This window comes from Oryzomicrobium sp., assembly GCF_021287045.1.
In the GTDB taxonomy this organism is placed as follows: domain Bacteria; phylum Pseudomonadota; class Gammaproteobacteria; order Burkholderiales; family Rhodocyclaceae; genus Oryzomicrobium.
In genome coordinates this window covers 232,232-256,419 of record NZ_JAJTBG010000003.1, presented here as the reverse complement: position 1 = coordinate 256,419, position 24,188 = coordinate 232,232, and the positions used below count along the sequence as shown (strand labels likewise).

20 protein-coding genes are annotated in these 24,188 nt (G+C 70.1%); 7 read left to right on the top strand and 13 right to left on the bottom strand.

What is annotated here, in order from left to right; all coding sequences use genetic code 11:
• Positions 1–222: 222 nt before the first annotated feature.
• The 6 genes from LWW89_RS04710 to LWW89_RS04685 form a co-directional block, all read right to left on the bottom strand.
• Complete coding sequence (locus LWW89_RS04710; RefSeq protein ID WP_293261853.1) at positions 223–2,319, bottom strand: TonB-dependent receptor; 2,097 nt, start codon at positions 2,317–2,319, stop codon at positions 223–225.
• Positions 2,320–2,500: 181 nt separating this feature from the next.
• Positions 2,501–3,148 (bottom strand): response regulator transcription factor, encoded by a 648-nt coding sequence (locus tag LWW89_RS04705; RefSeq protein WP_293261850.1) that lies wholly within the window; start codon positions 3,146–3,148, stop codon positions 2,501–2,503.
• On the bottom strand, positions 3,145–4,557 hold the full coding sequence (locus LWW89_RS04700; protein ID WP_293261847.1) for a HAMP domain-containing protein: 1,413 nt from the start codon (positions 4,555–4,557) through the stop codon (positions 3,145–3,147). Before LWW89_RS04700 ends, LWW89_RS04705 begins: the two co-directional genes overlap by 4 nt.
• A gap of 17 nt (positions 4,558–4,574) precedes the next feature.
• Positions 4,575–5,375: an energy transducer TonB gene (locus tag LWW89_RS04695; protein WP_293261844.1), complete on the bottom strand. Its 801-nt coding sequence runs from the start codon at positions 5,373–5,375 to the stop codon at positions 4,575–4,577.
• Positions 5,376–5,385: 10 nt separating this feature from the next.
• Positions 5,386–6,390, bottom strand: coding sequence for a quinoprotein relay system zinc metallohydrolase 1 (locus LWW89_RS04690; RefSeq protein WP_293261841.1), 1,005 nt, complete (start codon positions 6,388–6,390; stop codon positions 5,386–5,388).
• Positions 6,387–7,193: a quinoprotein dehydrogenase-associated SoxYZ-like carrier gene (locus LWW89_RS04685; protein ID WP_293261838.1), complete on the bottom strand. Its 807-nt coding sequence runs from the start codon at positions 7,191–7,193 to the stop codon at positions 6,387–6,389. Before LWW89_RS04685 ends, LWW89_RS04690 begins: the two co-directional genes overlap by 4 nt.
• Before the next feature lie 394 nt (positions 7,194–7,587).
• Between LWW89_RS04685 and LWW89_RS04680 the strand changes: the two genes are divergently transcribed.
• Positions 7,588–9,369, top strand: a complete 1,782-nt coding sequence (locus LWW89_RS04680; RefSeq protein ID WP_293261835.1) for a PQQ-dependent methanol/ethanol family dehydrogenase — start codon at positions 7,588–7,590, stop codon at positions 9,367–9,369.
• 115 nt (positions 9,370–9,484) lie between these two features.
• Here LWW89_RS04680 and LWW89_RS04675 read toward each other — a convergent pair whose 3' ends face one another.
• The 3 genes from LWW89_RS04675 to LWW89_RS04665 all read right to left on the bottom strand — a co-directional run bounded on the left by LWW89_RS04675 (position 9,485) and on the right by LWW89_RS04665 (position 12,502).
• Positions 9,485–9,985 carry a c-type cytochrome gene (locus LWW89_RS04675; RefSeq protein ID WP_293261832.1) on the bottom strand — a complete coding sequence of 167 codons (501 nt, stop codon included), beginning with the start codon at positions 9,983–9,985 and terminating at the stop codon, positions 9,485–9,487.
• 3 nt (positions 9,986–9,988) lie between these two features.
• Positions 9,989–10,567, bottom strand: coding sequence for a pentapeptide repeat-containing protein (locus LWW89_RS04670; protein WP_293261829.1), 579 nt, complete (start codon positions 10,565–10,567; stop codon positions 9,989–9,991).
• A 96-nt stretch (positions 10,568–10,663) separates the two neighbouring features.
• Positions 10,664–12,502: a methanol/ethanol family PQQ-dependent dehydrogenase gene (locus LWW89_RS04665; protein ID WP_293262172.1), complete on the bottom strand. Its 1,839-nt coding sequence runs from the start codon at positions 12,500–12,502 to the stop codon at positions 10,664–10,666.
• A gap of 243 nt (positions 12,503–12,745) precedes the next feature.
• Here LWW89_RS04665 and LWW89_RS04660 point away from each other — a divergent pair, with 243 nt between their 5' ends.
• From LWW89_RS04660 to LWW89_RS04650, 3 genes are all read left to right on the top strand, one after another.
• Positions 12,746–14,041, top strand: a complete 1,296-nt coding sequence (locus tag LWW89_RS04660) for a histidine kinase (RefSeq protein ID WP_293261826.1) — start codon at positions 12,746–12,748, stop codon at positions 14,039–14,041.
• A 21-nt stretch (positions 14,042–14,062) separates the two neighbouring features.
• On the top strand, positions 14,063–14,713 hold the full coding sequence (locus LWW89_RS04655; RefSeq protein WP_293261823.1) for a response regulator transcription factor: 651 nt from the start codon (positions 14,063–14,065) through the stop codon (positions 14,711–14,713).
• 67 nt (positions 14,714–14,780) lie between these two features.
• Positions 14,781–15,686, top strand: coding sequence for a cache domain-containing protein (locus LWW89_RS04650; protein WP_293261820.1), 906 nt, complete (start codon positions 14,781–14,783; stop codon positions 15,684–15,686).
• A gap of 153 nt (positions 15,687–15,839) precedes the next feature.
• Here the strand turns inward: LWW89_RS04650 and LWW89_RS04645 are convergent, their stop codons facing one another.
• Complete coding sequence (locus LWW89_RS04645) at positions 15,840–17,792, bottom strand: methyl-accepting chemotaxis protein (protein WP_293261817.1); 1,953 nt, start codon at positions 17,790–17,792, stop codon at positions 15,840–15,842.
• 56 nt (positions 17,793–17,848) lie between these two features.
• On the bottom strand, positions 17,849–19,783 hold the full coding sequence (locus LWW89_RS04640) for a sigma-54-dependent Fis family transcriptional regulator (RefSeq protein ID WP_293261814.1): 1,935 nt from the start codon (positions 19,781–19,783) through the stop codon (positions 17,849–17,851).
• Between the two features lie 288 nt (positions 19,784–20,071).
• On the opposite strand from LWW89_RS04640, the gene LWW89_RS04635 reads away from it, so the two are divergent.
• The 3 genes from LWW89_RS04635 (at position 20,072) to LWW89_RS04625 (ending at position 22,424) form a co-directional block, all read left to right on the top strand.
• On the top strand, positions 20,072–21,592 hold the full coding sequence (locus LWW89_RS04635; RefSeq protein WP_293261811.1) for an aldehyde dehydrogenase family protein: 1,521 nt from the start codon (positions 20,072–20,074) through the stop codon (positions 21,590–21,592).
• A gap of 80 nt (positions 21,593–21,672) precedes the next feature.
• Positions 21,673–22,044: a DUF779 domain-containing protein gene (locus tag LWW89_RS04630; protein ID WP_293261808.1), complete on the top strand. Its 372-nt coding sequence runs from the start codon at positions 21,673–21,675 to the stop codon at positions 22,042–22,044.
• A gap of 65 nt (positions 22,045–22,109) precedes the next feature.
• On the top strand, positions 22,110–22,424 hold the full coding sequence (locus tag LWW89_RS04625) for a c-type cytochrome (RefSeq protein WP_293261805.1): 315 nt from the start codon (positions 22,110–22,112) through the stop codon (positions 22,422–22,424).
• 252 nt (positions 22,425–22,676) lie between these two features.
• Here the strand turns inward: LWW89_RS04625 and LWW89_RS04620 are convergent, their stop codons facing one another.
• Positions 22,677–23,222, bottom strand: a complete 546-nt coding sequence (locus LWW89_RS04620; RefSeq protein ID WP_293261802.1) for a cytochrome b/b6 domain-containing protein — start codon at positions 23,220–23,222, stop codon at positions 22,677–22,679.
• Positions 23,219–24,187 carry a beta-propeller fold lactonase family protein gene (locus tag LWW89_RS04615; RefSeq protein ID WP_293261799.1) on the bottom strand — a complete coding sequence of 323 codons (969 nt, stop codon included), beginning with the start codon at positions 24,185–24,187 and terminating at the stop codon, positions 23,219–23,221. The genes LWW89_RS04620 and LWW89_RS04615 overlap by 4 nt, the downstream gene beginning before the upstream one ends.
• Position 24,188 lies beyond the last annotated feature (1 nt).

Sequence of the window (24,188 nt, the reverse complement as noted above, 5' to 3'; positions counted from 1 at the left end):
CCTGGGGCGTGCCGTCTGGCCCACTCTGAAACAGTTTTTTTCGTTTCAGAATCATTGGCTTGGCTGTTGCTCCCGCCTGTTTTCGTTTGCGGCAATGCAGCAAAAAAAACGCCCCGGAGGCCGGGGCGTGAAAAGGAGGAGGAAACAACAAGAAACAAAAGGAGACGAAACGGGAGGTGGCAGAGAGAAAAAGGAGGAAAAAACGGGACCGTCGGAACGGGGTCAGTAGCGGTAGCGCACGCTCACCCCTGCCAGCCAGTTGCGGCCCGGGGCCGGCTCGTAGAAGCGGCCGTTGGCGTCGCCCACCACCACCGAGCCGATGTATTGGCGGTCGAACAGGTTGTCCACCCGGACGAACTGCTTGAACACCCAGGGGCCGCTCTTCTGCTCGGCGCCCACCCGCAGGTTGATCAGGGCGTAGCCCGGCGCCGCCTGCTGGGTGTTGCTGTCTTCCACGTACATCTTGCCCCGGGCGATGGTTTCCACCCCGGCGCTCAGGCCGGTGAGCGGGTCCTTCCAGGCCAGTTCGCCGAACAGGGTGGCGGCGGGCACCGCCGGGATGCGGTTGCCCGCGGGCACGGTGCCGCTGCTGGTGCTGGTGAAGCTGTCGTCGTACACCGCCCGCAGGCCGGTGAGCGCCACCCGGCTGGTGAAGCCGTGGCTCCAGGTGCTGTCCACCGCCAGCTCCACACCCTGGCGCAGGGTGCGGCTGGCGTTCTTGTAGCTGGTGCGCCCGCCGCTGGAGATGTCCACCACCAGTTCGTCGTCGGTGCGCACCTGGAAGAGGGCCAGGTTGGCCCGGGTGTCGCTGCCCAGGAAGGCCTTGGCCCCCACTTCCAGGTGGGTGCTGCGGGCCGGCTTGAGGCCGAAGTTGAAGCCGTTGCCGTTGCCGGAATAGAACAGCTCGTTCAGGGTCGGCGTCTCGAAGCCCCGGGCGGCGCTGGCGTAGAAGTTGAGGGCCGGGGTGGCCTTGTACACCACCCCCAGCATGGGCGTGGTCTGGCTGTAGGTGAGCTTGCCGCTGTCGTTACCGTTGGCCAGGTACTTGTCGTCCACCTCCACCTGCACCCGGCTGTGGCGCAGGCCGGCGGTGAGGGACCAGCGCTCGTTCTGCCATTCGGTCTGCACGTAGGGGTCCAGGTTGGACACCGTGTCCACCTCGTTGCGACGCAGCTTGCCCATCACCCCGAAGGTGTTGCCGATGAAGTTCTCGTAGCCCTTGCGGTCGTCGCTGGAGCGGTCGTAGTCCAGGCCGGCGGTGGTAGTCAGGCGCCCGCTGCCCAGGGCCCGGGACATGATCCAGCGCAGGTTGACCCCGCCGAAGCTGCGGTCGAAATCCACCACCCCGCCGGAACTGCGCGGGTTGATCTGGGCCGCCTTGGGAATGGCCTGGTACTGGGTCACCTGGCGGCTGCCCGCGTAGGCGGTGATCTGCAACACGTCCTCGCCGAAGCGGCGCTCGTAGGTGGCGCCGCCCTGGGTGTGGTCGATGCTCTTGCGCGTGTTGTAGGTGAGGGCCGCCGGGTCCACGCTGCGCGGGTTCTTCTGGTAGGCGCCCCAGGTCAGGCCCAGGGGGTCCTGGGTGTCGTGCTGCCACAGCCCGTTGGCCACCAGGGTGAGCTTGCTGTCGGCGTCGGGCCGGGTGGTCAGCTTGGCCATGGCCTGGTCCCGGGTGGCGGCACTGTGGGGGCGGTAGCCATCGGTGCTGAAGCGGGAGCCGTCCAGCACGTAGCCCACGCCCCCGGCTTCGCCCTGGGCGTTCACATCGCCCTTCCAGGTGCCGTAGCTGCCGGCGCTGACCGAGCCTTCCAGGGTGGGGCGGCCCTGGCCGTCCCGGGTGAACATCTGGATCACCCCGCCGGAGTGGTTGCCGTAGAGGGCCGAGTAGGGGCCGCGCAGCACCTCGATGCGCTCCGCCGCATCCAGGTCGAAGGTGGCCGCCTGGCCCTGGCCGTCGGGCATGGTGGCGGGAATGCCGTCGGCGATCAGGCGGATGCCGCGCACGCCGAAGGCGGAACGGGCGCCGAAGCCCCGGGACGAAATCTGCAAGTCCTGGGCGTAATTCTGCCGGTTGAGGGCCACCAGGCCAGGCACCGAGGACAGGGCTTCGGAGACGTTCACCTTGGCCTGGGCGGCGCCGATGCGGTCCGCATCCACCACGTCGATGGAGGCGGGCAGGTCGAAGCTGGAATGCTCGTTGCGGCTGCCGCTGATGACCACCGGATCGAGGATCGCTTCCGGTGCATCGGTGGCGCCGGCGGCGGCGAAGGGCGCCATGGCGGCGAGGCCGAGGAAGAGGGGCGTGGGACGGACGGGCATGTGGATGTCTCGATGTTGTCGTTATGGGTGGGCGGCACCTTGCCGCACCATGGAAACGATTATTCCCGCCGCATCCCCGCCGGTCGCCGGGGGATTCGCCAACCAGCCCTAGCGAAAATCATGAGTCCGGACCGGGCGGCCGGGATGGAACGGAGTCAGAGGTTCAGGCTCAGGCTCAGGCTCAGGCTTCCACCAGGCCGCTGCGCACTGCCAGCAGGGCCATTTCGGCGGCGTTCTGCAGGTTGAGCTTCTGCTTGATGTGGTAGAGGTGGCTGCCCACCGTGCTCGGGCTGAGGAAGAAGTCCTTGGCCACGTCGTTGACCGAGCGCCCCTGGGCGAGCTGGAGGAAGACCTCGAATTCCTTTTCGGTCAGGGCCTCCACCGGATGGGCGGCGCTGCCCAGCTGGGCCAGGGCCACCGCCGGCGCCAGTTCCGGGTCCAGGTAGCGTTCGCCGGCGGCCACCCGGGCCACGGCGCGCAGAAACTCCTCCGGCGCGCAGCGCTTGCACAGGTAGCCCCGGGCGCCCAGGCGCAGGGCCCGGCTGGGGATGACCGCGTCCTGGTGGGCGGAAAAAACCAGCACCCGGGCCTCCGGGTGGCGGGCGAGGAGGCGTTCCAGGGCCGCCAGGCCGCCCATGCCGGGCATGGACACGTCGATCACCAGCACGTCCGGGGCCAGTTCGGCATAGCGGCGCAGGGCCGCCTCGCCGCTGTCGGCCTCGCCGCAGACGTGGGCGCCGGCGCCTTCGAGGAGCAGGCGGAAGCCGAGGCGGACCACCGCGTGGTCGTCGGCGAGCAGGACGCGGGTGGCGTCGAGGCGGGGGCTCATGGGCGGTCCTCCTGTACGGCGGGGTCGGGGTGGGTGGCGGGCAGCCAGGCGCTGATGCGGAAGCCGCCCTCGGGCGGGGTGTCGAGGCGTAACCGGCCGCCCAGGGCGGCGATCCGCTCGCCCATGCCGGCCAGCCCCAGGCCGCAGCCAGTGGCGGGCGATATGGCGGAAAATTCGGCGGGTGAAACGGAGGGGGAGGGCGACATCAGGGCGGCGGCGCCGATGCCGTTATCCGTCAGGCGCAGGCACAGGCCCCCGGCCTCGCCGTGCAGGGATAACTCAGCCCGGCTGGCCCGAGCGTGGCGGGCGATGTTGGTCAGCCCTTCCTGGACGATGCGCAACACCGCCTGGGCGAAGGGGGCGGGCAGGTCGTCCCGCTCCAGGGTCGGGTTCGGGGCGAGATTCACCACCAGCACGGTTTCCGGGTGCCGCTGCCGCCAGGCGTCGGCCAGGGCTTCCAGGGCGGCGGCCAGGCTGCTGCCGGCGGGCTCGCGCAACCGGTGCAGGATGCGCCGCACCCCGTCCTGGATGTCGCCGGTGACGGCGACGATGTTGCGGGCGTGATCGGCCAGGGCCGGCTCGGCGGCGCTGCGCTGGACGATGGCGCCGGCCAGGGCGCGCACGGCGGTGATGCCCTGGGCCAGTTCGTCGTGCAGTTCCCGGGCGATGTCGCGGCGCTCGTCCTCCAGCCGGCCTTGAAGGCGGCGGGACACTTCCCGGGCGCTTTCGTGGCGCACGTTCTCGTCCACCGCTTCGGCCAGCCGGTCGGCCATGCCGTTGAAGGCCCGGGCCAGGCGCGCCAGTTCCGGGGCGCCAGTCGCTGGCAGGCGGGTGTCGAAGCGGCCGTTGCCGGTGCGGTCCAGGGCGGCCATCAGCCGGCCCAGGGGGGCCAGGGCCCGATGGAGGGCGAGCAGGCAGCCGAGAAAGAGCAGGGCCAGCAGGCCCAGGGCCCAGCCCGCCAGGGCGCACAGCCCGTCCCAGGCGTCCAGGGTGGCCCGGGAGGGGTCCGGGGAAAGCACCAGGGTCAGGTTGCCGGCCTGGATGCGCCGGGGCGGAAAGTCCGGCTCCACCAGGGCGGCGAAGAACGCCGGGGCCGCTCGTCCCACCTTGTAGCCGGAGGGGGGCGAATGGTAGAGCCGGGCGCCGTCGGCGCCGAGCACTTCCAGGCTGTTGGCGCGAATCCGGCCCACGGCGGAAATCCGCGCCAGGAGGGGGGCGGGGCCGGCCTGGCGGGTCTCGCCGGCCAGGACCTTCAGCCACTGTTCTGCCACCCGGCTGGCGGCTTCCACCTCTTCGTGGATCGACGTCTGGACGCTGCGCGTCCACACCAGCCCCAGGACCAGCAGCATGGCCGCCGCCAGGGCCGTCAGGACCAGGCCGATGCGGGTGTGGAGGGGCAGGGCGCGCATGGTGGTCGTCGCTGGGTTCAGGCCGGCTTGCGCAGCTGGTAGAGGATCGGCACGACGATCTGGAATTCCCGCTCCCGCAGGGCGGCGGGCACCGGAGGCAGCAGGGCCTCGGGCAACTGCTGGACCAGTTCCAGGGCGCTCCGGTCGAGCACGTCGAAGCCGCTGGAATGGGCGATCTGGATGGCGACGATGGTGCCCTTGCGGGCGATGCTCAGTTGCAGGCGCACCTCTCCTTCCCAGCCGCGCATGGCTGCCAGGCGGGGGTAGTGCTGCTGCCGTTCGAGAAGGGACGACAGGGCGCGGCCGTAGCGGGCCAGGGCGTTGGGATCGTTGTCCCCCGGGGCGACGGCGTCTCGGGCCTGGGCCGGGGCTTGGGCGGCGACGGTGGAAGCTGCGGTGGACGCTTCGGCGGTACCGCTGGCGGTTTTGGCGCCGGCCGGGCCGGCGTCCGCCTGAAGGACGGGCACGGCGGGGGCCGGCAGGGCGGCGGTTTGGGCGGGCACGGCCAGGGGGCGGGGCGTTTCCGCCCGGGGGGCGGCCTGAAGCGGGCGGTGACGGGCCTGGGGGGCGGCGGGCGCAGGCGGCGTTGCCGCCGGCGCGGCGGCGGGGGACGGCGATTGGGGGGAACGCTGAGGGGCCGACGCTGCGGCATCCAGGTACAGGGTGACCTGCAACGGCGGCAGGTCCGGCGGCGCGCCATGGGTCGCCCGGGGCAGCAACAGCACCGCCCCGTGCAGGGCCAGGGACAGGCCCAGGGCCACGACGAACAGCCGGGGCGGAGCGCCGGCCGGGGCGGTAAGGGCCAGGGGGGCGGCCATGGCTCCCGCCCTAGGGGCGGCCTCCGTGCCGGGCCAGGGCTTCCTGCTCGATGGCCGGGAAGAGGTGGCCGACGGAGCGCCGGTATTCGGCTTCGGAAACCGCCAGGGCAGCGATGTCCGGCGGCAGGGGCAGGGCCAGCACCTCGTTCATGTCCAGTCCGTCGTCGGCGGCCTGGCGCAGGGTGGCGTCGAGCCAGCGCAGGTAGTGGCGGGTCTGGCGGATCGGTTCGGCGGGGGCGGCCACCTCCCCATGGCCGGGCACCACCAGGCTCACCCGGCCGCTGGCGGCGAGGCGTTCCAGGTGGTCCAGGGCCGCCAGCCAGTGGGCGATGTCGGCGTGGGGCGTGGTCGGGGCCCGGCCGTGGAACAGCAGGTCCCCGGCGAACAGCACGCCGGTGGCGGTGTCGAGCAGCACCAGGTCGGCGTCGGTGTGGCCCAGGTCGGCAATGGCTTCGAGGCGGTGCCGGCCGAAGTTCTGGGTGCCGGCGGCCACCGGGGCGGCGGGGGCCACCGCCTCGGTGCCGAGCATCCAGTCGCCGGAGAGGCGGTAGAGGTTTTCGGCGAAGGCGTTGCCGTCGCGGCGGATGCCGTCGATGGTGCCCGGCAGGGCGGCCAGGGTCGGGGCCGCAAAGGCCTGGTTGCCGAGGAAGTGGTCCGGGTGGTGGTGGGTGTTGAACACCCGCACCACCGGTTTGTCGGTGATCCGGGCGATGGCCTGGCGCAGTTGCTCGCCGTAGCGGCGCGAGGGGCCCGTGTCGATCACCACCACGCCGTCGTCGGTGACGATGAAGGCGGTGTTGACGATGTTGCCGCCGTTGCGCGGGGTGAAGTCCTCGTTGCGCCCCACCAGCACGTAGGTGTCGGCGGCGATGCGGCGCGGCGCCAGGGCGTAGTCGTAGTTCTGGTAGCTCTCTTCGCCGGCCCGGGCGGCGGCGGGCAGGGCCAGGGCGGCGAATAGGGCAATTTGGGCAACCTGGGCGGCCAGGGCCGGGAGTGCGCGGATGACGGTTTTCATTCGAGCCACGCCTGGATCAGGTTGCCGTTGTTGTCCCGGCCGCTCACCTGGATGCGGCGGGTGTCGTTGCCGGCCAAGTCTACGGTGAACACCGGGTTTTCGCTGACCGGCTCGTTGGGCTCGATGCGCATCAGGTCCCGGCCCTGGCCGTCGCGCAGTACCAACTCCTGGATGAAGAAGGCCGGAATGCCGCCCACCAGGCCGGTGTCCATGGGATGCACGATGCGCAGCCGGACCCGTTCCTGGCCCTGGCCGCCGTCGGTGGCCCGGGCGAACAGCCGGCCGCTGACTTCGCCGAGGCGGCGCTGCCATTCGGGGGATGCGGAGCCTACGGACGGGGCGGTGCAGCCGCCGCCGGTGGTGTTGACCCAGGCGCCCCCAACCCGCCACACGCCGTCGTCGCCGCGCACCGCGGCGCGCAGGGGGGTGGATTGCTGGAGCTTGACGCGGAATCCCAGGAAGGGCGTGGCCTGGCCGGGGTAGAAGCGCAGGATCTGGACGATCGGGTTGAAGTCGGCGAAGACCAGGATCTCGCGCACGCTGCCCGGCAGATCCCGGGCCAGGGCCGTGGCGTCCACGGTGATCGGCACGTTGAGCGGGTTTTCCGCCATGGACGGGGCGCTCACCTTGATGCGGGCGTCGAACGCCACCGGGGCGTCGGCGAACAGCTGGCGGCGCATGTCCTCCCAGCGGGCCGAATCCAGGGGGTCCGGGGCGGCGGGGGGCTTGGCCGCCGGGGCGGCCAGGGCCAGCCAGGGGGCGAGCAGCAGCAGCGCGCCAGCGGCGCGCAGGGTCTTCCTCATGTCTCCTCCTTGGCGGCGCCTGCGTGGGCGCCGCATCTCGATCGGGATTCGGTTTTCTCGTTTTCCTCTTAAGCAATCGCCATGCCGCGACCCGGCGGGGGGAGCCGATGCCGCCCGGGGGCGGGGCCGATGCCGGGGCGCTGCCCGCCGGGGCGTCCCCGGGTGTCGCACTTTGGTACAGGTGATGACATTTGAAGCAGTGCCGGGAGCCCGGCGGCGAGGGCGGACGGGAGGAGAGCGCCCCGGGGCCGGGAATTCTTCCCGATCCACGTTTTTGGCATGGGGATTGCAGAAAGGGGGGGCGGCGGCCCGCCTTGCGCCCCCGCGCGACCGGATCGGCGCGCGGGTCGCCGTCACCCGAACCCATAGCTATTACAACCGAGGAGGCATCTTCATGAAACGCAGCCGCACCCCACGAAACAAAGCACTGGCCCTGACGCTGCTGGCGTCGGCGCTGCTGGCCTTTGGCCAGGCATCGGCCAAGGAGGTGACCGACGTCGACATCGTCAACGACGCCAAGACCACCGGCGACGTGGTCAGCTTCGGCATGGGCACCCAGGGCCAGCGCTACAGCCCCCTTAACAAGGTGAACACCAAGACGGTGAAGGATCTGGTGCCGGTATGGTCCTTCTCCTTCGGCGGCGAGAAGCAGCGCGGCCAGGAATCCCAGCCCCTGATCTACGACGGCAAGATGTACGTAACCGCCTCCTACTCGCGCATCTTTGCCCTGGACGTGGCCACCGGTAAGAAGCTGTGGAAGTACGAGCACCGCCTGCCCGACGGCATCATGCCCTGCTGCGACGTGATCAACCGGGGTGCGGCCCTGTACGGCGACCTGGTCATCTTCGGTACCCTGGACGCCCAGCTGGTGGCCCTCAACAAGGACACCGGCAAGGTGGTGTGGAAGGAGAAGGTGGACGACTACGCCGCCGGCTATTCCATGACCGCGGCCCCCCTGATCGTCAAGGGCATGGTGGTGACCGGCGTGTCCGGCGGCGAGTTCGGCGTGGTCGGTCGCCTCGAGGCCCGGGATGCCAAGACCGGCAAGCTGCTGTGGAGCCGCCCGACGGTGGAAGGCCACATGGGCTACCGCTACGAGAACGGCACCAAGGTCGAGAACGGCATCAGCGGCACCCTCAACGCCACCTGGTCCGGCGACATGTGGAAGACCGGCGGCGCCTCCACCTGGAACGGCGCCACCTACGATCCGGACACCAACCTGATCTTCGTCGGCACCGGCAACCCGGCCCCGTGGAACAGCCACCTGCGCCCCGGCGACAACCTGTTCTCGTCCTCCACCCTGGCCATCGATCCCGACTCGGGCAAGATCGTCTGGCACTACCAGAACACCCCCCACGACGGCTGGGATTTCGACGGGGTGAACGAGTTCGTCTCCTTCGACTACAAGGGTAAGGACGGCAAGGTGGTCAAGGCCGGCGGCAAGGCTGACCGCAACGGCTTCTTCTACGTGAACGACCGGACCAACGGCAAGCTGCTCAATGCCTTCCCCTTCGTGCATGACCTGAACTGGGCCAAGGGCATCGACCTCAAGACTGGCCGGCCGATCTACAACGACGAAAACCGCCCGGGCGACCCGGCCGCCGGCAGCGACGGCAGCAAGGGCAAGGTGGTGTTCTCGGCGCCGTCCTTCCTCGGCGGCAAGAACCAGCAGCAGATCGCCTACAGCCAGCAGACCGGCCTGTTCTACGTGCCCGCCAACGAGTGGGGCATGGACATCTGGAACGAGCCCGTCTCCTACAAGAAGGGCGCGGCCTACCTGGGTGCCGGCTTCACCATCAAGGCCCTGCACGACGACTACATCGGCGCCATGCGCGCCGTGGATCCGGTCACCGGGAAGATCGTCTGGGAGAACAAGAACTACGCTCCCCTGTGGGGCGGTGCCCTGGCCACCGGCGGCGGCCTGGTGTTCTACGGCACCCCGGAAGGCTACCTGAAGGCGCTGGACGCCAAGTCGGGCAAGGAACTGTGGAAGTTCCAGGCCGGCACCGGCATCGTCGCGCCCCCGGTCACCTGGGAGCAGAACGGCGAGCAGTTCGTCGCCGTGGTCACCGGCTGGGGCGGCGCCGTTCCTCTGTGGGGCGGCGACGTGGCCAAGCGCGTGAACTTCCTGGAGCAGGGCGGTTCGGTCTGGGTGTTCAAGCTGCACAAGTCCTGACCGGTGCAGCGGTAGCGTCCCCCGGGACGCACCGGCAATGACGACGGCACGGGCGCTGCGGCGCCCGTGCCGTTTTCGCTTCTGGGGGACGAATCGGCTGCTCGCCCATGCCGGGTCAGCGCGCCACCGACTCGATGAAGGCCTGTACCGCCCACACCGCTTCCTGGGGCAGGATGCCCTGCCAGGGCGGCATGTGCACCACCCCGACCCGCACCTTGCCGAAGCGCACCGAAGTGGCGAAGAAGGCGTCGTTGTCGCGCATGCAGGCCGCCTTCAGTTCCGGGCTGGGGATGCGCTGGCAGAAGCGGTGCAGCGGGCGCAGGTCCGGGGCCGGCATGCCCTGGCGGGGATCGGCGTCGCTGCCGTGGCACTGGGCGCAGGCCTGGTTGAAGACCTGCCGGCCGGCGGCCACCGCCGCCGGGTTGCCCCGGTAGGGGTTGTCGTCACGCCAGGCGTCGCCCAGGGGGGGCAAGGCCGACAGGTCCACGTCGGGGCGCACTACCTCGTAGGCCTGGGCGGGTGCGCTTCCCAAGGCCAGACCCGCGGCCAGGAGGAGGGGGCGAAGGGCGCGGCCCAGGGCGGCGTTTCGCACCGGGGAAATCAGGGGGGCGGTCATGGCTCACCAGTCCTTAGGGCAGCCGGCGCAGCCTTCGGTGAAGGCGTCCGGGAAGATGGTGTAGCGGGTCAGGCAGCCTTCCATCACCGCGTCCTTGAAATTGACGGTCACGAACTTGGTTTCCTGCAGGTTGGCGTTGACGATGCGGGCGCCGACGAACCAGGCGAAGCTGGCCCGGGCGGCTTCCAGGTTGGCGGCGGTCAGGTCGGCACCGCTGAAGTCGGCGCGCATGATGCGGGCGAATTCCAGGTCGGCCCCCACCAGGGTGGCGCCCTTGAACGAGGCCCCCGGGGCGTTGACCTTGTTCAGCCGGGCGCCGCTCAGGTCGGCCCCGTCGAGGATGGCGCCGGCCAGGTTGGCGGCGCGCAGGTCGGCCCGGGCCAGCTTGGCCCCGGTCAGGTCGGCGCCGGCCAGGTTGCGTCCGGAAAGATCGGCGTGGCGCAGGTCGGCGCCGCGGCAGCGGGCGTGGGGCCAGATGCCGCACCCGTTGATCACCGGCGGATCGCCCGCCGGCTCGGCCCAGGCCGGCGACGACGGCAGGCAGGCCGCGGCGAGCAGCATCAGGCAAAGGATTCTGTGCATGGCACCCTCGTGGCGAATGGGTTCCGGTGGGAAAAGTGGAAAAAGTGGAAAAAGCGATAGAGGCGGGCGCGGCCCAGGCCGCGCCCGCTCGGGGCCTTAGCGGGACGCCACCTGCTTGGGCAGCTTGAACACCCAGACCGAACCGCCCTGGGTGACCTGCTTGGTCAGGTCGGCCATGTCACCGCCCCACAGGGGCACGGCGCCGCCGTAGCCGGACTGGATGGCCACGTACTGTTCCCCGTCCATTTCCCAGGTGATGGGCACGGACACCACGCCGGAACCGGTCTGGAACTTCCACAGTTCCTTGCCCGTCTTGGCGTCGAGGGCCTTGACGAAGCCGTCCGAGGTGCCGGAGAAGAGCAGCCCGCCGGCGGTGGTCAGGGTGCCGCCCCACAGGGGGAACTTCTCCTTGTGCTCCCAGACGATCTTGCCGGTCTTGGGGTCGATGGCGCGGAACACGCCCACATGGTCGTCGTGCAGCTTCTTGATGCGGAAGCCCTGGCCCAGGTAGGCGGAGCCGGCCTTGTAGGTCAGGTGCTCGGTCCAGTAGTCCATGGCCCAGTGGTTGGCCGGGATGTAGAACAGGCCGGTGACCGGGCTGTAGGACATGGGCATCCAGTTGGTGCCGCCCAGGAACGGCGGCGAGACGAAGATCGATTCGCCCTTGTCAGCGCCGTCCTTGGGCAGGGGCGGCCGGTTGTTCTTCTCGATCGGGCGGCCGGTCTTGAGGTCGAAGCCGGAGGCCCAGGTGATGCCGTCCACGAAGGGCCAGGCGCCGATCAGGGAGGTGGGCTTGTTCGGGTAGCCGGCGCCGGTGGCCAGCTTTTCCCGGTCGGTGACGAAGAAGAAGCCGTTGCGGTCGGCGTGGGCCGAGGCTTTCACCAGCTTGCCGTTCTTGTCCTTGTACTCGAACAGCACCACCGAGTTGTTGCCGGAGAAGTCCCAGGCGTCGTTGGGGGTGTGCTGGAAGAAGCCTTTCAGTTCGCCGGTGCTGGCGTCCACGTAGGCCTGGCCGGAGGTGAACAGGCTGTCCCAGTTGCGCGGGTCGTCCCCTTCCTGGGTGCGCTTCCAGGTGTTCCAGGGGGCCGGGTTGCCGGCGCCGATCACGATGGTGTTGGTCTCGGCGTCGAAGCTGGCGGTCTGCCAGGGGGCGCCGCCGCCGTGGTGCCAGGCTTCCACCAGGTTGCCGTCCTTGTCCCGGGGCCAGGACGGGGCCTTGGGATCGCCGGTAGGCGTGCTTTCCTTGCCGTTGAGGCGGCCCACGTGGCCTTCTACCAGGGGGCGGGCCCACACTTCCTCGCCGGTGTCCGGGTCCCGGGCGAACAGCCAGCCCACCACGCCGAACTCGTCGCCGGAGGAGCCGTGCACCAGCAGCACCTTGCCGCTCTTCTGGTCCTTCACCACGAAGGGCGCGCCGGTCATGGTGTAGCCGACCTTGTGGTCGCCGAACTTCTTCTTCCACACCACCTTGCCGGTGTCCTTGTTGAGGGCCACGATCGAGGCGTCCAGGGTGCCGAAATAGACCTTGTCGCCGTAGATCGCCGCGCCCCGGTTGACCACGTCGCAGCAGGGGCGGATGTCCTCGGGCAGGCGGTGCTCGTATTCCCACAGGCGCTTGCCGGTGCGGGCGTCCAGGGCGTAGATGCGGGAGTAGGAGGCGGTGACGTAGATCACCCCGTCGTGCACCAGGGCCTGGCTTTCCTGGCCGCGCTGCTTCTCGCCGCCGAAGGAGAAGCTCCAGGCCGGCACCAGGCCGGCCACATTGCGGGTGTTGATCTTGGCCAGGGTGCTGTGGCGCTGGGCCTTCAGGCCCAGGCCGTAGGTGAGCACGTCGCCGGGGGTCTTGTCGTCGTTGGCGATGTCGTCCCAGGTCACCTTGCTTCCGGCGGCCTGGGCGGGAAAGGCCAGGCCCACCGCCAGCGCGGCGGCGGCCAGGCCGAGGGTCAGGCGTTGGGGGCGGGATGAGGCGTTGGCATGCAGTTTCACGGGGTCGTCTCCTGATCGTTATGGGGCGCACCGGGCCGATGGGTCTCCAGTGGGGTCTCCAGTGCTCGGGGCAGTATGGAAAAGCCCCCCCGTTTCCGTCCCGGGAAAAGCGCCTGCCGTGGCCGGGAAAGGTTCCCGCCGGTGGAATGCTTCCTGCTTGAACCGCCCGTCATCGCTTGCAAGGGCAACGTCATGGATTTGCGCCGTCTCCTGGTGGTCCGCCTGGCCGGCTTCTTCGCCGTGCTGGCGGCGGCCGTCGCCCTGGTCTGGCTGCTGGCCCTGCGCCAGGACGCCGTCGAGGAACAGGCCGCCTCGTCGCGCCTGGCCGACCTGCTGCTCGCCGCCACCCGGGCCTCCCAGAGCCAGGGCGCCGCCGATCTGGCGGCGGTGCAGGCCCTGATCGAGCGGGGCGGCCTGCGCCACGTCCAGGCCATCCTGGAACGGAATGAGGCCGGGCCAGGCGGGCCGGCGGCCGACCCCGCCCCCCTGGAAGACAGCATCCTGCCGGACTGGCTGGTGCCCCCGGCCGCCGCCTCTGCCCACCGTATTCCCCTGGGGGAGGCCACCCTGGTGATCCGCCCCGATCCGGGCAGCGAGATTGTTGAAAAATGGCGCGACTCGGCCCGCCTGTTCCTGGTGTTGCTCCTATTTGCAACAGTTTCCCTGGCGGCGGCCTGGTACGCGGTGCATCGGGCCCTGTCGCCGGTGCGCGAACTGGAGCTGGGCCTGGCCCGGCTGGAACGGGGCGAGGCCGATCCCGGGCTGCCCCGTTTCGAGTTGCGCGAGTTCGACCGCATCGGCCGGGCGGTGGCCTGGCTGGGGGAGCGCCTGGCTCAGTCCCGGGACACCCAGCACCAACTCACCCGCCGCCTGCTCGAAGTGCAGGAGGCCGAGCGGCGGGAACTGGCCCGTGAATTGCATGACGAGTTCGGCCAGTCCCTGGCCGCCATCGGCGCCTCGGCCGCCTTCGTCGAGCGCCACGCCGCCACGGCACCGGCGGCCCAGGTGGCCGAGTGCGCCCAGGAGATCGGCCGGGAATCGCGCCGCATTGCCGGCCACGTGCGCGGTCTGCTCGCCCAGCTGCGGCCCCACGGCCTGGAGGGCCTGGGCATGGCCGCCGCCCTGGAGGACCTGGCCGGCGGCTGGAAATCCCGGGCCCCGGAAATCGCCCTGGAATGCCGACTGGAGCCGCTGCCGGCCCTGCCGGCCTCCGCCGGCCTGGCCCTCTACCGGGTGCTCCAGGAGGCCCTCACCAACGTGCTGCGCCACAGCGGCGCCGGCCTGGTGCGGGTGGCCTGCGGGGTGGCGGACGGGGCGATCAGGCTGTCGGTGGAAGACGACGGCCGGGGGCGCGCTCAGGAAGTGGCGGGACGCAGCGGCGGCGGCCTGCTCGGCATGCGCGAGCGCCTGTCCATGTGCGGCGGCGTCCTGGCCGTGGAAGATGCCGCCCCCCGGGGGCTGCGCCTGGTGGCGCGGATTCCGCTGTAGCGATAACAGGAAGGAGTGGAGATGATCCTCAACGTGATGCTGGTGGACGACCACGCGGTGGTGCGTACCGGCTACCGTCGCCTGATCGACGCCGAGCCCGGCCTCACCGTGGTGGCCGAGGCGGCCAGCGCCGACGAGGCCTGTGCCGCCCTGCGCGACGCGCCCCGGGTGGACGTGGTGGTGATGGACCTGTCCCTGCGCCAGGGCAGCGGCCTGGAGGCGATCCGCCGCTTGCTCGACCGGCAGCCGGACCTGCGCATCCTGGTGTTTTCCATGCACCACCAGTCGGCCTACGTGACCCAGGCCCTGCGCAACGGGGCGGTGGGCTACCTGACCAAGCATTCCGAACCCCTGGAGATGGTGGCGGCGATCCGCAAGGTGGCCCAGGGCCAGCAGGCCTTCTCAGACGACGTGGCCCAGTTGCTCGCCCGGCTGGCTCTGGAAGGCAGCGGCGAACTGGCCCGCCTCACCCCCCGGGAATTCGAGGTGCTGCGCCTCACCGCCGGGGGCGAGGCCCCCGGGGCCGTGGCCACCCGCCTGCACCTGAGCCCCAAGACCGTCTTCAACCACCTGTCCGCCATCCGCCAGAAGCTGGAGGTGGACAACGACCTGGCCCTGTTCCGCCTGGCGGCGCGCTACGGCCTGGTGGAACTGCAACCGGCGGCAGTGTGACGGGTGCCGTAAGCACCGCCACCGCCGCCGTTTTTCTTTTTGCTACGAACGAGGGAGTGACACCGAGATGAGAGCCGTCAATCTGCTGCGCCGCGCCGGGATGCTGCTGGCCCTGCTGTGCCTGCCCGCCCTGGCCCAGGCCGCCGCCGACAATTCCAACATTGCCAACAATGCCAACAATGCCAACAATGCCAACCATTCCACCGCCCGCCAGGCCCAGGCCCTGCTGGCCTCGGCGGTCAAGTACCTGGAGGCCAACGGGCCGGAGAAGGCCTTTTCCGCCTTCAACAACCCCAAGGGAGGCTTCGTCAAGCGCGACCTCTACGTCTTCGCCATCGACCAGCAGGGCGTCTACCGGGCCAGCGGCGCCGCCGCCGACAGCCTGGTGGGCCTGAACGTGCTGGAAAGCCGCGATGCGGCGGGCAACCCCCTGTTCCGCAACATGCTCGACGCGGTGAAGGGCCAGAGCGACGCCCAGGTGCGCTACGTGTGGCTCAACCGGGCGAGCAACAAGGTCGAACCGAAAGTCACCTTCCTGCACCGCAGCGGCGACTATGTGCTGGGGGTGGGCTACTACGCTCCCCGCTCCACCGCCAACGACGCCCGGCGCATGCTCAACCGGGCCGTGGCCCTAGTGCGCAAGGACGGCATGGACAAGGCCCGGGAAAGCTTCAACGATCCGGTGGGCGGCTTCTTCAACGGCGACCTCTACGTGTTCGCGGTGAACCTGGAGAACGGCCGCTTCGAGGCCATGGGCGCCAATCCGGCCATGACCGGCAGCGACGCCCGGGACCTGACCGACGTGGAAGGCCACCCCCTGATCCAGCAGATGATCGACCTGGCCAAGCGGCGCGGCGAGGGCGAGGTGGACTATGTGTGGCGCAACCCCCTGACCAACGCCGTGGAGAAGAAGCACACCTTCATCCGCCGCGAGGGCGGCAACCTGGTCGGCGTCGGCTACTACCGGGAATAAGCACCGGCGGCACCGCGCCGGGCCGTGACGTCCGGCGCGGCTCGGCATTCAAGGCAAAGGCCCGGGAGCATGGCTCCCGGGCCTTTGTCGTTGGGCCGCGACCGTTGCGGGGATGGGGCCGGGGGTTGCCCGGCCGTCCATCTCCGCGCCCGTTCAGTGCGCCGCCATGGCCTGCAAGTCGGTGAGCTGGTGGATGGCCGCCTCCATGGCGTCCAGACCGCTCGCCAGGGTCTCCAGCCGGGCCAGGCTGGCGCCCACGCTGTCCCGCTCCAGGGCCGATTCCTGGCTCATGCGGCCGATCTGGGCAGCGGCGTCGGAACTGGTGCGGGCCATGTCCTGCATGGTGTCCACGGTCTCCCCGGCCACCTGGCGGATGCTGGCGATGGCGGCCACCGCCTGGCGGATGCTGCCGGCGGTGGCGTCGGCCTGGCCCTTGGCCGACTGGGCCAGTTTGCGCACTTCGTCGGCCACCACGGCGAAGCCGCGCCCGGCCTCGCCGGCACGGGCGGCCTCGATGGCGGCATTGAGGGCCAGCAGGTTGGTCTGGTCGGCAATGGCGCTGATGCCGCCGGTGATCTTGCCGATGGCCTGGGAAATGCCTTCCAGGTTGTCCAGCTCGCCGTCCAGCCGCGCCTGGGCCTCGCAGGTCTGGGCCACCGCGCCGCTGATGGCGCCGATGCTGGCCTGGGCCAGGTCCAGGGTGCCGGCCTGCTGACGGGTGGCCGCCTCCAGCTGGGGCAGGCTGGAGAGCAGGGGCGACAGGCCGTGCTGGTAATCCACCACCTTTTCCACCACGGCGCTTTGCAGCGAGTGCAGCGCCTCCCAGCGGTACAAGGCGCGCTGGGCGTAGTGGCCGGCGTAGTCGGCGTAGGCCATGGGGAAATTGGCCATCAGGTCGTCCCCCGGGCCGTCGAAGAAGACCAGGGCCGACAGAGTCTGGTTGATCGGTACCCCGAGGATCTCGCCGAAGGTGGAAAAGCCGGCGGCGGGCAGGCCGCCGAAGAAGCGGGCGCCTTCCAGCTTGCCCGGGTTGCCGACCCGGCGCAGCACGCAGTCGTTGAGCAGCACGCCGACGGGCTGGCCCTTGCCGGCGAGGAAACGGTCCCAGTCGCGCTGGGTGGCACCGTGGAAATCGGTGGCCTCCAGCAGGTGGAGCCGGTCGCCGAATTCCAGGTCGCAGAAGAAGCGGATGCGCTCGCCCTCGAAGGCGGCCACCGAGCGGATGAAGTATTCGTTCCCCACCTTCACGGCGAAGGTTTTGCCCGCCAGGCGGGCACCCACCTCGTCGGGCCGGCAGCGCAGGTGGGTGGCCAGGGCCTCCAGGACCGGCTGAGGCCGGCCGTCGGGACCGAACACCGAGGCCACGGTGCGGGCCACCGGGTCGGCCTCGGCTACCAGCCAGTGCTGGCGGGTGGGTTCGAAGTTCTGGCTCTTGAACGGGGCGAAGCGCTTGCCCGGGGCGATCTGGCAGAACACCAGCAGGGCCTTGCCCTGGAGCACCGGCCCGGCTGCGCGCATGTAGGTGCCGCTGAAATCGAGCCGGCCCCCGGCGGAGCCGCCGATGGCCAGGCAGGGAAAGCGCCGGCTTTCATACCAGGCCTGCATCAGGAAGCCTTCCGAGGCCGACAGGCCGTCGCAGAACACCAGGGCGAAGGTCTGGCCGGCGGACAGGGGCAGGCCCACCGGCAGGCGTTCCAGTTCGCCCCGGATGGCGGCGACCCGGTCCCGGGCGCTGCCGCCGTTCACGTGCAGGTCCACCGTGTGCACCTCGTGGCGGGCCACCAGGCCGTCGGGCAGCCACAGCCAGCTGCCTTGGCGTCCCTCCATGGCGCAGTAGGGCGAGCCGTCGGCCCGGGCGCATAAGGCCCCGGTGGACGACAGGCTGATCACGCTGCGCCCCGGGCCGGCCAGGCGTTGCAGGTCGGCGCTGACCCGGGGGAAATCGGCCTCGGGGGGGACGAAGGCGAACAGCAGCCCGGCCTGCTCGGCCAGGTCCGGATCGCCGAGGGCGGTGGCGGCGCCGCAGTCGAAGGTGCCGCTGTGGGGCCGGTGGGGGGAGGGCGGCGGGGGGCCGGCGGGGCGGGAACGGAAGGGGAACAGGCTCATGGTCTCGGGCGTGGCGGTGGGGATGTGTTGTCGTTATGAAAGGCACCGGCCGCGGGTCACTGGCCGGCAGGAGGGGAGGGCGGGGCGAAGGGGAAGGGCGGGGCGCCGTCGGCGGCGGGCTCGTCCTGGCGCAGCTTGCGGTACAGGGTGGTGCGGGTGATGCCCAGTTCCCGGGCCGCCGCCGAGATGTTGCCCCGGTGGCGGGCCAGGGTGTCCCGCACCAGCCGGGCCTCGCTGGTGCGCAGGCTCTGGCCGGTGGCGCCGCCGCCGGGAGCCTGGGCGCGGGACTCTTCGAGCAGGTCCTCGGGCAGGTGGCGCAGGTCGAGCAGGGTTTCGTCGCCGACCATGGCCACCGCCAGGCGCAGCACGTTGCGCAACTGGCGCAGGTTGCCCGGCCAGGGGTGGCGGTGCAGCGCCGCCAGGGCCTCGGGGGAGATGCGCAGGGGGCGCTGCGGCGATTCGTCGCGCAGCAGCTGGCGCACCAGGGCCGAGAAGTCGCTGCGCTCGCGCAGGGGCGGCAGGCCGACGGTGATGCCGGAGAGGCGGAAGAACAGGTCGGCGCGGAACTCACCCTGCTTGACCAGGGCCTTGAGGGGCCGGTGGCTGGCGCAGACCAGGGCGATGTCCACCATTTCCTCGGCGCCGCCGCCGACGGGGGCCACCCGCCGGGTTTCCAGCACCCGCAGCAGCACCGCCTGGAGGGCCTGGGGCATGTCGCCGATCTCGTCGAGGAACAGGGTGCCGCCGTGGGCTTCGCGGATCTTGCCCTTGCTGCCCTGGCGGCGGGCGCCGGTGTAGGCGCCTTCGACGTAGCCGAACAGTTCGGCCTCGATCAGGGTGGCGGGGATCGCCGCGCAGTTCACCGCTACGAAGGGGCCGTCGCGGCGCCGCGACGAGCGGTGGAAGGCCTGGGCGAACACTTCTTTCCCCGAGCCGGTTTCGCCCTGGATCATCAGGGGGATGTCCCGCTCGACGATGCAGGAGGCCAGGCGCACCGCCTCGGCCATGCGCGGGTCCCCCAGGCTCAGGTCGGCCAGGGTCGGCGCGCCGAGTTGCCCCGGTGATGACGGGGCGGCCGCCTCAATGCCGCCGCCTGCGCTCCGGCCGGCCAGGGGCGAGGGCGCAGGGGGGGCGCCCGGGACGGCGGCGAGCAGGGCCAGGGTGGCGGCGTATTCCCGGCCGTTGGCGCCGCGCAGCAGCAGGGTCTGGCCGCCGCGGCGGCGTACGTGGTCCATGAGCATGGGCAGGCTGCCGCGGAAGTAGCGCTGCAGGGCGCCGGGCTGGTTCTCGCCGCCGAGGAGCTGGCTGGCGCGGCGGTTGCAGGCGAGCACCTGGCCGGCCCCGTCGAGCACCACCAGGCCCTCCAGAGGCGTGCCCAGGGCTTCCGGCGCGGCGTGGAAGCGCAGGGCCAGGACGCCGCCGGGCAGGGTTTCGATCAGTCGGTTCTCGATCACCTCGGCGGTGGTGCGCAGCAGGGCCTGGGCGTGGGTATGGGTCACCCGGGCGTCACTGGAAATGTCGAGCACACCGAGCAGCCCCCCTTCCGGCCCGTGGATGGGGGTGGAGATGCAGGTAAGGAAGTGGTTGCGGGTCAGGTAGTGCTGGTCGCCGAACACCGCCACCGGCCGCTGTTCGAGCAGGGCGGTGCCGATGGCGTTGGTGCCCATGTGGGTTTCCGACCAGACCGAACCGGGGGTGAGGGCGACCCGGGTGGCCTTGGTGAGGAAGTCCAGATCCCCCACCGAGCGCAGGATCATGCCGCTGCTGTCGGCCAGCAGCACGGTGGACGAGGACCGGGCGATCTGCTGGTGGAGGTTTTCGATGACCGGCTGGGCGTAGGCCACCAGACGTTCGTTGGCGGCCAGGCGCTCCGCCAGGGTCGCCTGGGAGACTCTGGCGTCGGGCAGGGGCTGGCCGGGGGAGAGGCCGAGTTCGGCGCAGCGCTCCCAGGAGCGGCGGATCGGCGAGGTGGGGGCGTCGTCATGTTCCATCTTATGAATGGTGCATGATCCGTGCCTGACCGAAGTCCGCTCCTGGTCAGGGTTTCAGGAGTTTTTCCGGCGCGGGCGCGTTGCGTCGTGGAGCAATTGTCCCGTTTTAAGACAGGGGGTGCTCCAGAGTGACCGGGCATCCTGCCCCCGGCGACCCCGGTTTGCCCGGCCAGGCCGGTTTTGGCCAGGGGTGACGGGGGATGGCAAAAAGCTGGCACGGTCTCTGCCTAGGGAGAGCACGCCTTCACTCAAGAGCGTTGCTAACCCATCCTATCCAAGGAGGAGACTATGATTTACGAACTGCCCGGCCATTCTGGCGCCAAGATCCAGTACAAGGCCAAATACGACAACTTCATTGGTGGTAAGTGGGTCGCCCCGGTCAAGGGCGAATATTTCGACGTGATCACCCCGGTGACCGGCAAGCCTTACACCAAGGCCGCCCGCTCCACCGCCGAGGATATCGAGCTGGCCCTGGACGCCGCCCATGCCGCTTCCGCCAAGTGGGGCAAGACCCCGGCCGCCGACCGGGCCAACCTCCTGCTCAAGATCGCCGACCGCATCGAGCAGAACCTGGAGTTGCTGGCCTACGCCGAGACCGTCGATAACGGCAAGGCGATCCGCGAGACGCTCAACGCCGACATCCCCCTCACCGTCGACCACTTCCGCTACTTCGCCGGCTGCCTGCGCTCCCAGGAGGGCAGCCTGTCCGAGATCGACGAGAACACCATCGCCTACCACTTCCACGAGCCCCTCGGCGTGGTCGGCCAGATCATCCCCTGGAACTTCCCGATCCTGATGGCCGCCTGGAAGCTGGCTCCCGCCCTGGGCGCCGGCAACTGCGTGGTGCTCAAGCCGGCCGAGTCGACCCCGATTTCCATCCTGGTGCTGGTCGAACTGATCGCCGACCTGCTGCCGCCGGGGGTGCTCAACATCGTCAACGGCTACGGCCGCGAAGCCGGCATGCCGCTGGCCACCAGCAAGCGCATCGCCAAGATCGCCTTCACCGGCTCCACCGCCACCGGCCGCGTCATCGCCCAGGCCGCCGCCACCAACCTGATCCCGGCCACCCTGGAGCTGGGCGGCAAGTCCCCCAACATCTTCTTCGAGGACATCGCCCGCGCCGACGACGACTTCTTCGACAAGGCCATCGAGGGCCTGGTGCTGTTCGCCTTCAACCAAGGCGAAGTGTGCACCTGCCCGTCCCGCGCCCTGATCCAGGAATCCATCTACGACAAGTTCATGGAGCGCGCCCTGGCCCGCGTCCGTGCCATCAAGCAGGGCAGCCCCCTGGACACTTCGATCATGATGGGCGCCCAGGCGTCCCAGATGCAGATGGACAAGATCCAGTCCTACCTCAAGCTGGGCAAGGAAGAAGGCGCCCAGGTGCTGGTCGGCGGCGATCGCGCCCATCTGGCCGGCGAGCTGGCCGAGGGCTATTACATCCAGCCGACCCTGTTCAAGGGCCACAACAAGATGCGCATCTTCCAGGAGGAAATCTTCGGGCCGGTGCTGGCCGTGACCACCTTCAAGGACGAAGCCGAAGCCCTGGCCATCGCCAACGACACCCCCTACGGCCTCGGCGCCGGGGTGTGGAGCCGCGACGGCAGCACGGCCTACCGCATGGGCCGCGCCATCCAGGCCGGCCGGGTGTGGACCAACTGCTACCACGCCTACCCGGCCCACGCCACCTTCGGCGGCTACAAGGAATCGGGCATCGGCCGCGAGACCCACAAGGTCATGCTCGACCACTATCAGCAGACCAAGAACCTGCTGGTCAGCTACAGCCCGAAGGCCCTGGGCTTCTTCTAAGTCTCTCCTCTGCTCTCCACGTTGCTTGAGCTGATGTTCGGGGCGGCCCTGCCGCCCCGTTTTTTCTTCGGGAGACGATCGTGGTGGATCGGGTTGTGGCAACACCGGCGGCCCTGGCGCTGATCGAGCGCCTCAAGGCCAGGCACGGCGCGGGGCTGATGTTCTTTCAATCCGGCGGCTGCTGCGACGGCAGCGCCCCGATGTGCTACCTGGCCGGCGAACTGGCGATCGGCCGCTACGACGTGCATCTGGGCGAGATCGGCGGCTGCCCGTTCTACATCGGCCAGTCCCAGTACGAGTATTCGAAGCACACCCAGTTGGTGATCGATGTCGCCCCGGGCAACGGCGACACCTTTTCCCTGGAAGGCCCGGAAGGCGTCAGCTTCATCGCCCGTTCACGCTTTTTCAGCGACGAGGAATGGACCGAACTGGAGCGGGCCGGCCTGGTGTGAGGCGCCCCGTTTCTTTGCTCTCCCCGATTTCCCCCATTCGTCGCCCTGTTTTTGGAAGGATTCCCATGAAAGTGCAGCACTGCTTGTTCCTCATCGCCGCCGCCGTTGCAGCCGGCGGCGCCACGGCTTCCGAGGCCATCGTCAAGAAGGCGCGCTGCGTCGCCTGCCACGCGGTGGACAAGAAGCTGGTGGGCCCGGCCTACAAGGACGTGGCCGCCAAGTACAAGGGCAACCCCAACGCCCTGGCCATTCTGACCAAGAAGGTCCGGGAGGGCGGCAGCGGCGTGTGGGGCGAGATTCCCATGACCCCCAATCCGCCGGAGCGCATTAACGACGCCGACCTGCGCGCCGCCCTGGAATGGGTGCTGAACCTGGATTGATCGGGAGGTGGCGCTGGAGGCATTGCGGTGCGTTCGGCCCGCGCTGCACTGCTTAGTGCTGCTACAGGGTAAAACCGATTTACCCAATGAAAACGACACCTGCTCCAATTTGGAGCAGGTGTTTTCTTTTGCAACAACTCGGGGCTGCCAAAGCGGCAAGCGGGCAAATAGCGGGCAAAAAAACAGGCCCCGGTGTTGCTGGGGCCTGGCAAGGGAGAGGAAAAAACGGGAATGGGGCAGGGGGGGCCGGCGTCACTCCAGGGCGGTGCCGGCGCGGGAATTGTGGGGCGACATGCGCGCCAGCACCCCGTCGCGGCGTAGCCCGTGGTAGAGGGCTGCCGCCACGTGCAGGCCCACCAGGATGGCGAGGATCAGGGCGCTGCCCTTGTGCAGGGCGTTGAACATGCCGTTGATCGTCTCGTCGGCCCAGCCGGCCTTGAACACCGGCATGCCGAACAGCTTCATCGGGTACTTGGTGAACGAGGCCGACAGGTAGCCGGCCAGGGGCACCAGCGCCAGCAGCAGGTAGAGCAGATGGTGCACCGCCGTCGCCAGCCGCTCCTGGGTGGTGACCCGGGCCAGGGGTGCCGGGCGGTGCTGCCAGCGCCACAGCAGGCGCACCGCTACCAGGACCAGGGCGCACAGCCCCAGGGACTTGTGCAGGGCGTAGGTGGCGGTCTTGTCCGGCCCCTTGGGCAGGTCGGCCATGTACCAGCCCAGGCCGAGCAGGGTGAGAACGAGGGCAGCCTGCACCCAGTGCAGCAGGATGGCGGTGCGGGTGTAGCGGGGCGCGCTCATCGGATCGCCACTCCCCAGGGCAGTTCGCCCACCGCCATGTCGGCGACGCGGCGCAGGCCGGCGGTGTCGATCACCGAGACGCTGTTGGAGCGGCCGTTGGCCACGTAGAGCTTGCGCCCGTCCGGGGTCACCGCCATGTTCCAGGGGCGCTTGCCCACCTCGATGGTGGCCAGCACCTGGTGGCTGGCGGTGTCGATGGCCATCACCGTACCGTCGCGGCCGTTGGAGACGAACACCCGGGAGCCGTCGGGCAGGGCGGCGACGCCGTTGGACATCTGGCCGGCGGGGATGCGCGCCAGCACCTGGCGGCTGGCCGTGTCGATGGCGTACACCGCCCCGGCCAGCTCGCAGGCCACGTAGGCCCGGGAGCCGTCGGGCAGGAAGGCAATGCCCCGGGGGCGCTTGCCCACCGGGATGCTGCTGACCTGCTTGCCCTGGGCCACGTCGATCACGTCCACCTGTTCGGCCTCCTCGGCGCTGACGTAGAGCCAGCGGCCGTCGGGGCTGAACACGGCGTGCTCCGGGTTCTTGCCCTGGACCTTGACCGTGGCCTGCACCGCGCCGCTGGCGGCATCCACCAGGGCCACCGCGTTGGTGCCTTCCACGGCCACCGCCAGGCGGCTGCCGTCCCGGGAGATGTAGATGCCTTCCGGCGATTCGCCCAGGGGCACTTGGCGGACGATCTGGCGGGTGCCGGTGTCCAGCACGGTCAGGCCGTTGGCCTTGGCATCGGTGAGGTACAGGCGGCTACCGGCCGGGTCGGCGGCGATACCCCGGGGGCGGGCCCCGGCGGGAATCTGGCCGATCACCTGGTCGGTGGCGGTGTCGATCACGCTCACGGTACCGCTCTTCTCGTTCGGCACGTAGGCGTTGGGACCGCACCACCCCGGCCCGGCGATGCCGGCCAGGGCGAGCAGGAGCGCCAGTCGCGGGAGCGGGGACTGCCGGGGCAGGGGGGCGTTCATG